Raw genomic sequence first — 9,257 nt, 5'->3', positions numbered from 1 at the left:
TAAAATAAATAAGATGTTATACGAACTAAGCGAAACATTTCAAAAGAGCATTGCCAGGGAATTGGCAAAAGCACCGAGCAAACAAATGTTTCATGCTCGATTTCAGAGGGAAATTTACCCAGAGATTTCAGCAACTACAATAGTACATAAAAACAATAAAATAGAAATATACCATTATGATTGAGAAGATTAAATTAGGCATTATGGCCAACGGATTAGGCAGTAGTAAAGCCGATAAGGAGCAACGATTAAAAGTATTGGAAGAGCGCATTCGCCCAGTACTTTCATTCCTTGAAAAACATAACATTGAACCAAGTGAGGTTAACAGTAGAGAAGCCATATTGAACAGGTTTAGAAAAGACTTTCCATTTCCAGATGCACCTGAGGAACGCAATTTTGAATTAATGGGCATTAACGTTGCCCCGTTGACTTATGCAGATTCATTGCGAGAGTTTAATAAAGATTTTTATTTTGAGGACGGCAAAGTAAAGATTAAGCCAGAATGGTACGAAGCTAACGAAGAAAGGTTTACAATGTACACTCGCACCAAGGAAGAAGTTAAAGCGTATGAGTATGCCAATAAGTTGATGGCGATTGTCCAAGAGGGAAAAGATCAGGGTTTTTTAAAAGATGGTGCGTACAAGGATATTTCTAATTGTAACGATTTGGTAGATTTCGCCCACGGCAAAGCAGAATATAGCCCTCACGGTATTTATCAGGCAGCAGAACGCCACGAAAGATATTTAGCGCATAAATAAAAAGGTTTAGGTTTCATTTTGATTTTGTTTCCCCAGTATTTCAGCGATGGAGTATTGGGGTTTTTTTTATTTGAAACATCTATTATTTTACAAAGTATTCCACTTGAACACATTTACAATTTCCTTATTAAGCAAAAAAGGGCAACCATTACGGAAACCCTCTTTTTTGTTCAAATGTTACACAGGCAACGTGTAAACAATTTCAAAGATACGGAATTTACTTCCTATTCTGAAAATAGATATTTTATTGAAAGTTGAGGTTAAAAATATCCTACCGTACATTAATCGTACAAATTTATAAATAAAAAAACCGTAAACCTTTTATTTAGAAGTGTTTACGGTTTATTACAGCGGAGAAAGAGGGATTCGAACCCCCGGAGGTGTGACCCTCAACAGTTTTCAAGACTGCCGCATTCGACCGCTCTGCCATTTCTCCAGTGTTTGGTCTCATCAGGTATGCCCTGAATGCGGCTGCAAATATAGAAACCTTTTTTACTTTTTTCAAGTAAAATGAAACTTTTTTTTAAAATTAATTTAGCCATAGAATTTATTAATTGAAATGTCCTGAAATTGCCATTTGCATCTCTTATTTTTGTAGCAGTTTACAAATTGAAAACCATGAGTATTATAGAAAGTTTAAAATGGCGCTATGCCACTAAAAAATTCGACCCTAATAAAACGCTTACTGATGAAAAGCTGCATATATTAAAGCAGGCCTTTAATTTAACAGCAACTTCATTTGGTTTGCAGACGATCTCTATGCTTATTATAAAAAATGAAAACCTAAGGAATAAGTTGTTGAAGGCAGCATATAATCAGAGGCAAATTGTTGATTCTTCACACTTGATAGTGCTTTGCATTAAAGATCACATCAAATCCGAGGACATTGATGCCTTATATGATAATTTGATTAATTTAAGGCAAACACCAGAAACTATTCTAGAACCTTATAGAAATGATCTTAAGCAGCGAATGAAGGAGATGACTCAGGCTGAACAACAAGAATGGTCCATCAATCAGCTTTATATCACCATTGGTAACTTGATGACGGTTTGCGCGGTGGAGCGCATTGATTCATGTCCGATGGAAGGTTTTGACAGGTCAGAGTTTGATAAAATTTTAGATTTAAAGCAAAAAGGTCTTAAATCTATTTTGTTATTGCCTGTGGGCTACAGATCTGAAGATGATATGTTCTCGGGATTCAAAAAAGTGAGAAAGAAGTTGAACGATGCCGTTTTGGAAATTTAATAACTTAATTTTTAATTTTACTTAAAAAATTTAATAGATATGCCAGGATTTGAATTATTTGGAAGTGCTGAACGCAAAGAGGTCAACGATGTGTTGGAAAGTGGCGTATTAATGCGCTATGGTTTTGATGGTATGCGTAATGGCCATTGGAAAGCCAAGGAGTTGGAGAACGAATTGCAAACCACATTTAAAACTAACCACGTGCAATTGGTATCGAGTGGAACAGCAGCAGTTTCGGTAGCCTTGGCGGCTGCAGGAATTGGAGCAGGAGATGAAGTTATTATGCCGTCATTTACATTTGTAGCCAGTTTTGAAGCTATTATGATGTTGGGTGCAATCCCTATTTTGGTTGATATCGATGATACGTTAACTTTAGATCCGAAAGCGGTTGAGAAGGCGATTTCATCCAAAACCAAAGCCGTGATGGTTGTACATATGTGCGGGAGTATGGGTGATATGGAAACGCTTCAAGCTATTTGCGATGAGCATAAACTTCTTCTTATTGAAGATGCTTGCCAAGCTATAGGTGGTACTTATAAAGGAAAACCATTGGGCAGCGTTGGTGATTTGGGATGTTTTTCATTTGACTTTGTAAAAACCATTACTTGTGGGGAAGGTGGTGCAGTGATTACAAACAATCCCGATTATTATAAGCATGCCGATCATTATTCTGATCATGGCCATGACCATTTAGGAAACGACAGGGGAGCGGAAGGGCATCCATTTATGGGCTACAACTTCAGGATTTCAGAATTGCATGCTGCTGTGGGATTGGCTCAGGTACGACGATTGGATGATTTTTTGGCTATTCAGAAAAAAAATTATAGCATAATTAGAGAAGCGCTTGCTGTAATTCCGGAACTTACTTTTAGAACTGTTCCTGAAGGTGGCGAAGAGAATTATGGCTTTTTAAGTTTTTTCTTGCCAAATTTGGAGATTACGAGAAAAGCATCCAAAAATTTGAAAGATTCAGGTGTAGATGGATGTTTTCATTATTATGACAATAACTGGCATTATGTTCGTAAATGGGACCATTTAAAAAACGTAAAGAGTTTGTTTCCAATTTCGGAGGAAGTAAAAACAGGATTGGATTATTTGCAATCAAAAACGTTTGAACAATCGGATGAATTTATTGGACGAAATATATCGTGCCTGATTAAATTGTCATGGACGGAGGACGAAGTGAGATCGCGTGCACAGTTGATGGTAAATGCTATCAATTCAGCATTAAAATAAGTAAAGGATTTTTATAGAATTAACAGAAAAAGGATTTAGAACGAAAGCTCTAAATCCTTTTTTTATTAGATTCTAATGTAGAAATAATCTATTCTACAATTAATAATTTACATGATCTACAATATCCAAACCATAGCCAATAATACCAACACGTTTGGTCAGTTCGCTATTAGACATTAGTAATAATTTATGGATGTTAAGGTCGTGAAGAATTTGTGCGCCAATTCCAAAATCTCTATTGTCCAAAGCAATACTTGGTGCTTTGATCACATCATTTTGATTTTGTTCTTGCTTTAAAGTTTTTAATCGACTCAACAAATCGGTAGATTGGTTCAACTGATTGATAAAAAGAATAGCACCTTTGCCGTGATCGTTGATTAACTTGAACATGTCTTCCAGTTTTTTGTCGATATTGTTGGTCAGGGTTGCTAAAATATCGTTATAAGCGAGTGTGGAGTTGACACGCGTCAAAACTGGTTCGTTGGTTTCCCAAGTACCTTTGGTCAATGCTATATGTATTTGGTCATTAGTGGTTTGTTGGTAAGCTCTTAATCTGAATTTTCCGAAACGCGTTTTAATTTCAAAGTCTTCTTTCTTTTCAATTAAAGAATCGTGTTTCATTCTATAAGCTACCAGATCTTCAATAGAAACAATCTTTACATTAAATTTTTCGGCCACTTTTACCAATTGCGGTAAGCGTGCCATAGTGCCATCTTCATTCAAGATTTCTACAATTACTCCAGCAGGTTGTAAACCAGCTAAACGCGCAAAATCAATAGCAGCTTCAGTATGACCTGTACGTCTCAATACACCGCCTTCTTTTGCGACTAAAGGGAAAATATGTCCTGGACGGCACAGTTCAAAAGGTTTTAAATTTGGATCGATAAGTGCTTTTATAGTTTTGGCGCGATCGCCTGCCGAAATTCCGGTGGTGACACCATTGCCACTTAAATCGACAGATACCGTAAATGCAGTTTCCATAGGATCTGTATTATTGCGTACCATCGGGTTTAATTCCAATTCCTTACAGCGTTTTTCAGTAAGTGGCGCACAAATTAATCCGCGTCCATGAGTAGCCATAAAATTAATCATTTCGGGCGTAACCATTTCTGCTGCAGCTAAAAAATCTCCTTCATTTTCTCTATCGGCATCATCAACAACAATAATTACTTTTCCATTTTTGATATCTTCAATGGCTTCTTCAATGGTATGTAATTTTATAGCTGATGGCATTATGCTTGTTTCCATTATTTTAAAATTTTATGCAAAGATATGGCTTATTTTACATTTAGGATACAACTTTTATCCAAGTCTTCCTTGATTTTATTCTTCAATAAGAAATGTGAAATTCCATAAAAAGGCAATCCAAGAATCATTAGAAATTTGTCTAAAGGTTTAATCTTAAAGCCAAGATGCTGGTAGAATTTATTTGAAGTTAGCCATGTGAACGCATAATAAATAGCATAGACAAATAGTGAAATAATGCTTAATTGAATGGCCGACGATGCAATTTGTGGAAGACCATTATTTTTTAAAACGAAGTGCAAAATGAGTAAAACTACACCTAGATTATAAAATATATAGGCAATTTTTGAATTGGAAATAGTGTTATCAGCCTCCTTTTTTGATTGACTATAAGCATCATTGATAATGACACCTTGCCTTTGAAGATCTTCAATACTTTGATTGCGACTTAATAATTGATTCAAAGCAAAAGGTTTGACACTTTTATCAAAATCAAGTGCTTCATGATTTTTAAGAATGTTTATTAATTTTTCGTTATTATATTCATTTAAAAAGCTGTATTGAACCAATTCGCCATCAATCATTACCGAATTTTTAGGACGTAAATTGAGGAATTTTTTCAAAGGATTGAGATAACTGTCAAAATCAAATAATCCTTTATCGTTAGTAGCGCGGCTAGTCAAATAGATGCCCAACGGCAACATAATCAATGTGGAAAGCCAAGTTGCCAAAATGGGATTTAAGGTGCCGTCTTCTGCACTGTTTTTTGCAAATATTCCAATAAAATGGTAGGTCAGGAATAAAAGAATAGCGATGACTAACGGCAGTCCAATACCACCTTTTCTGATAAGTGCTCCTAACGGTGCGCCCACAAAAAAGAGGATAAAACAAGCAAAACCTAACACGTACTTTTCATGCAGTGCAATGAGGTGTTTATTGAGTGACTTGTCCGAAACACTCATTAATTGTTCTTCTGTATTTAAAACCTGATCGGTACTGTTTAACGAATTTAAAGCGAGATTGACAATTTGCAATTTGACTTTGTTTTCAAAAAGGTCAATGATGTTACCTTTATAAATACTATCGGTTTCTGGTTTTATATTCAAGTCGATATTGCTGATAGAAATCCTGCCATAAAGGTTTTTTGCAAGTCCTTTGTGGTCATCAGATTTTTTTTGATACAGACTATCAATCGTATAATTGAGACCACCAACATCTAGCATATTATATCTATTGGTATAGCTTTTTTCATCTAAATCCACATCGTTGAATGCTTCCAAATCTACATTCATCGTGTAGATATCGAAATAGCTTTGTGCATGTGGTTTTTTCTGGATTTGCTTCGGATTTTTACTTTGAATTTCTTCGTAGTAATTTCCGTCAAATAGAACCAGTTGCAACATATTTGAGTTGGGATTGCTTTTGAGTTCACCAGAATCAGCTACGATTACAGTATAATTTCCGGGACGGTTGTTTTTTTGTTGGTGCATAATTACCTTCGACAAATATTGTCCACGATCGCCACTTTTTTTATCAACCTTAATATTAAAACTGCCTATTTCATTAAATTGTCCTTCGGCAATGGCCATTTGAGGTTTGAGTTTGGCTATGTTTTTTCTGAGGTTATAGGCGTTATATTCTGCCCAAGGGATAACATTATTTGCAAATAAAAATGTGGTTGCAGAAAGTATAACGATAAAAACGCTTAATCCTCTCATGGCACGCTGCAAGGAAATTCCGGTGGATTTCATTGCAGCAAATTCATAATTTTCAGCAAATGCTCCAAAAACCATGATAGAAACCAATAAAATGGTGAGCGGTAAAATTAATGGGATAAGTGTTGGAGTAATATAAAGCAAGAATTTAAGAATGGTATCGATATCCAAATCTTTTCCTGCCAATTCAGAAATATATAACCAAACGGCCTGCAAAACAAAAATGAGCATCAGTATAATAAATACGCTCAAAAATGTTTTTAAGTAGGTCTGCAATATGTACCTATCCAGTATTTTCATAAAATGAATGCCTTATCTAATCGAGCTTATTGATGTAATAGCCTTTATATTTATTGGCATCAAAAGTAAATAAGGTTTTTGAAATAGGCTCGTTAGTTTTAAAACTATTTACAGTTAAGGTGATTTGAGTACCGTTTTTTCCTATTTCGATAAGATTATAGATGTGCTTTGTTTGTGCATCAATTCCTAAATGAACTTGTTTGATTTCAGAATTGTTATCAGTTGGCGTTAACTTGACGTATTGAATTTTGCGTCCGCCAACGTTTTGAACAATATCCATGGCATAATTATAGCCTTCCTTATAAAACGATAACATTTTACTTGGCGTAATGGTATTTATATCTTCGGTATTGTTTTTTGAAATGGTGATTTCTTCATCTTCAGGACTAATAGTATAAAGTGTTTTTCCATCATAAATACGTGTGACGCCCAAAATATTCAAAAGATATTTCTCACCTTCTATCACAACATCGCCACGCGTTTCCTTATTAATGTTTTCATTGGCATTTCTAAGAACATATTTAAAATCGATGCTGATGTTATTGTAGCTTACAACTTTGGCATTCACTTCATTCAGTAATTTTTTTGCCGCTGTTGCATCTTGCGCACTCATGGAATAGGACAATTGAATCATGAAGAGCAATAAAAGTAATTTTTTCATTATTAGTTTATTTGTTAGTGCTGGTAAGAAGTGCCTTTTTTTAAGATATTTCATTTTCTAAAAGCTGATCTAAAGCCACAAGATCTGGAACCAATACCTGTCGAGCCTTACTGCCTTCAAAATGCCCGACAATTCCAGCAGCTTCCAACTGATCAATTAATCGTCCAGCTCTGTTATATCCTAGCTTTAACTTACGTTGCAATAAGGAGGCAGAACCTTGCTGGGCGGTAACAATAACTTCTGCGGCTTCTCTAAATAGCTTATCTCTATCAGAAATATCTATATCAAGATTTGTGCCACTTTCTTCCCCAACATATTCGGGTAGGAGGTAAGCATCTGGATAAGCTTTTTGCCCTCCAATAAATTCGGTTATAATTTCAACTTCAGGTGTGTCAACAAATGCACATTGAATCCTAGTTAGCTCATTACCTTGAGTGTAGAGCATGTCGCCACGTCCAATAAGTTGATCCGCGCCGGCACTGTCCAAAATAGTTCTCGAATCTATTTTTGAAGTTACTCTAAATGCAATTCGCGCCGGGAAATTCGCTTTGATAATACCTGTTATCACATTTACAGATGGTCTTTGCGTTGCAATGATTAGGTGGATGCCTATGGCACGCGCCAATTGTGCCAAACGTGCAATTGGAGTTTCAACTTCTTTTCCGGCCGTCATTATTAAATCTGCAAACTCATCGACCACCAAAACGATATATGGTAAAAACTGATGGCCGTCATTAGGATTTAGTTTACGCGATTTAAATTTCTCATTATATTCTTTGATATTTCGGCATAAAGCATTTTTTAGCATTTCGTACCGATTGTCCATTTCAATACATAATGAGTTTAAGGTGTTTATAACCTTAGTATTATCGGTGATAATGGCCTCTTCACTATCTGGTAATTTAGCCAAATAATGACGTTCTATTTTATTGAAGAGCGTTAATTCTACTTTTTTGGGATCGACCAACACAAACTTCACTTCGGCCGGATGTTTTTTGTAAAGTAACGATGTCAGAACAGCATTTAAACCTACAGATTTTCCTTGACCGGTAGCTCCTGCCATCAATAAGTGCGGCATTTTTGCCAAATCGACAACAAAGGTTTCATTACTGATAGTTTTTCCAAAGGCAATAGGCAATTCCATTTCTGATTTTTGGAATCTTTGTGAAGCAATAACGGATCGCATTGATACAATGGTAGAGTTTTTATTGGGCACTTCAATACCAATCGTTCCTTTGCCTGGAATTGGTGCAATAATTCGGATACCTAATGCTGCAAGTGATAATGCGATATCGTCTTCTAAGTTTTTTATTTTTGAAATACGAACACCGGCATTGGGAACAATTTCATACAAGGTAACCGTAGGTCCGATGGTTGCCTTAATATTGCTAATCCCAATACTATAATTGCTTAAGGTTTCAACAATTCGATTTTTATTTTCTTCCAGTTCATCTTGGTCGATAGTAATGCCTTCCGAATCGTATTTTTTTAGGAGATCCAAAGGTGGAAACTGATATTTACTTAATTCTAGGGTAGGATCAAATTTTCCAAATTCCTCGACCAATTTATCAGATAAGTTGTTTTCTTCTGAAATCTCTTCTGCTATGTCCTCCACTTCAATGACTAATGTTTCCTCTTCAGGCAATTCGACGTGAACTTCAGGTATTTCAATATGTAAGTTTGGCGTTTCTTGTTTGGGTTTGGATTGTGGTTTTGAAATAGGCTTTTCTGCTACAGGTGTCAAGTCGAAAGCTGCTTTAATAGCTTCGGCTTCGGCTGTCAGATCATTATCCAAAGTAACATAAGAAGAAGTTATACTTTCGGTATCACTTTCAAAATCAGATCGGATATCTTTTTTTGCGGATTTAAAAAGCTTGACGATAGATTCACCGGTAACTTGAAATTTGATAGCAACAAAAACAATCAATCCAAATAGCAGGAGAAGGGCTGTTCCAATAATACCCATATAGTCTTGAAAAAAAGAATTCATCTCAAAACCTATTACACCACCAAGAGCATCATATTTATGCGAAAAAAACCAAAAAATATGGATATCCAAATTGCGATAAGTGTTCCCCAAATCCAACGGTTTCT

8 protein-coding genes and 1 tRNA gene are annotated in these 9,257 nt (G+C 35.6%); 4 read left to right on the top strand and 5 right to left on the bottom strand.

The features are described from left to right. Positions 1-184: hypothetical protein (locus VNJ50_RS02690; protein WP_325578807.1), on the top strand; the 184-nt coding region annotated here is incomplete at its 5' end. Further along, entirely contained in the window at positions 177-758 is a 582-nt protein-coding gene (locus tag VNJ50_RS02685) for a hypothetical protein (RefSeq protein WP_325578805.1), read from the top strand. The genes VNJ50_RS02690 and VNJ50_RS02685, both read left to right, overlap by 8 nt. Before the next feature lie 351 nt (positions 759-1,109). Here VNJ50_RS02685 and VNJ50_RS02680 read toward each other — a convergent pair. Then, positions 1,110-1,194, bottom strand: a tRNA-Ser gene (locus VNJ50_RS02680). A gap of 182 nt (positions 1,195-1,376) precedes the next feature. Here VNJ50_RS02680 and VNJ50_RS02675 point away from each other — a divergent pair. Beyond that, on the top strand, positions 1,377-2,006 hold the full coding sequence (locus tag VNJ50_RS02675; protein ID WP_325578803.1) for an NAD(P)H-dependent oxidoreductase: 630 nt from the start codon (positions 1,377-1,379) through the stop codon (positions 2,004-2,006). 39 nt (positions 2,007-2,045) lie between these two features. Then, a complete protein-coding gene (locus VNJ50_RS02670) occupies positions 2,046-3,242 on the top strand; it encodes a DegT/DnrJ/EryC1/StrS family aminotransferase (RefSeq protein ID WP_325578801.1) in 1,197 nt (398 codons plus the stop codon). Positions 3,243-3,341: 99 nt separating this feature from the next. Here the strand turns inward: VNJ50_RS02670 and ribB are convergent, their stop codons facing one another. The 4 genes from ribB to VNJ50_RS02650 all read right to left on the bottom strand — a co-directional run. Next, on the bottom strand, positions 3,342-4,490 hold the full coding sequence (ribB, locus tag VNJ50_RS02665; protein WP_325578799.1) for a 3,4-dihydroxy-2-butanone-4-phosphate synthase: 1,149 nt from the start codon (positions 4,488-4,490) through the stop codon (positions 3,342-3,344). A gap of 29 nt (positions 4,491-4,519) precedes the next feature. Further along, positions 4,520-6,502 carry an LptF/LptG family permease gene (locus VNJ50_RS02660; protein ID WP_325578797.1) on the bottom strand — a complete coding sequence of 661 codons (1,983 nt, stop codon included), beginning with the start codon at positions 6,500-6,502 and terminating at the stop codon, positions 4,520-4,522. Positions 6,503-6,518: 16 nt separating this feature from the next. Next, positions 6,519-7,163: an outer membrane lipoprotein carrier protein LolA gene (locus tag VNJ50_RS02655; protein WP_325578795.1), complete on the bottom strand. Its 645-nt coding sequence runs from the start codon at positions 7,161-7,163 to the stop codon at positions 6,519-6,521. Positions 7,164-7,203: 40 nt separating this feature from the next. Next, positions 7,204-9,257: FtsK/SpoIIIE family DNA translocase (locus tag VNJ50_RS02650; protein WP_414652859.1), on the bottom strand; the 2,054-nt coding region annotated here is incomplete at its 5' end.

The sequence above is a fragment of the Gelidibacter sp. genome, assembly GCF_035577925.1.
GTDB lineage: Bacteria > Bacteroidota > Bacteroidia > Flavobacteriales > Flavobacteriaceae > Gelidibacter.
Note: the sequence above shows the minus strand (reverse complement) of the source record. Positions and strands in the feature narration are given on the sequence as shown.

What these genes read in the sequence shown, in the direction of transcription:
- VNJ50_RS02685 (WP_325578805.1), top strand. Translation starts at nt 177, where the DNA reads ATGATTGAGAAGATTAAATTAGGCATTATGGCCAACGGATTAGGCAGT.
- VNJ50_RS02675 (WP_325578803.1), top strand. Translation starts at nt 1,377, where the DNA reads ATGAGTATTATAGAAAGTTTAAAATGGCGCTATGCCACTAAAAAATTC.
- VNJ50_RS02670 (WP_325578801.1), top strand. Translation starts at nt 2,046, where the DNA reads ATGCCAGGATTTGAATTATTTGGAAGTGCTGAACGCAAAGAGGTCAAC.
- ribB (WP_325578799.1), bottom strand. Translation starts at nt 4,490, where the DNA reads ATGGAAACAAGCATAATGCCATCAGCTATAAAATTACATACCATTGAA.
- VNJ50_RS02660 (WP_325578797.1), bottom strand. Translation starts at nt 6,502, where the DNA reads ATGAAAATACTGGATAGGTACATATTGCAGACCTACTTAAAAACATTT.
- VNJ50_RS02655 (WP_325578795.1), bottom strand. Translation starts at nt 7,163, where the DNA reads ATGAAAAAATTACTTTTATTGCTCTTCATGATTCAATTGTCCTATTCC.